The 529-nt window shown below is 61.6% G+C and carries 1 protein-coding gene; it reads right to left on the reverse strand.

The window, feature by feature from the left end; genetic code table 11:
• Positions 1-529: dTDP-glucose 4,6-dehydratase (locus tag HJ536_RS20700; protein ID WP_177159281.1), on the reverse strand; the 529-nt coding region annotated here is incomplete at both ends.

Here is a 529-nt window from a genome sequence, read left to right on the forward strand (position 1 = left end):
GACGGGAATCAGCTTTTCGGGGAAGTGGAAGGGGCCGTAATTATTCGAACAGTTGGTTAACACCACCGGAAACCCGTAGGTCTCGTGCCAAGCGCGGACCAGATGGTCGCTGCTGGCCTTGGACGCGGAGTAGGGGCTGCGCGGATCGTAGGGCGTGTCTTCGGTGAACTTGATCGCCGGATCGTTCGGCAGCGATCCAAAGACCTCATCGGTCGAGATGTGGTGGAACCGGAAGCTGTCCGGTTTGCCTTGGGCGGTCCAATAGGTGCGCGCGGCCTCGAGCATGTTGAAGGTGCCGGTGACGTTCGTCTCGATAAAGTCCGCGGGCCCGTCGATCGAGCGGTCCACGTGGCTTTCGGCGGCCAGATGCATCACCGCATCGGGCTGGTGCTTGGCGAACACCGCATCCAGCGCGGCGCGGTCGCGGATATCCACCTGCTCGAAGGCATAATCGGGGCTGCCTGCAACCATCGCGACGTTGTCCAGACACGCCGCATAGGTCAGCGCATCAACGTTCACGACCTGATGA

The sequence above is a fragment of the Donghicola mangrovi genome, from assembly GCF_013377535.1.
Classification (GTDB): Bacteria; Pseudomonadota; Alphaproteobacteria; order Rhodobacterales; family Rhodobacteraceae; genus Donghicola; species Donghicola mangrovi.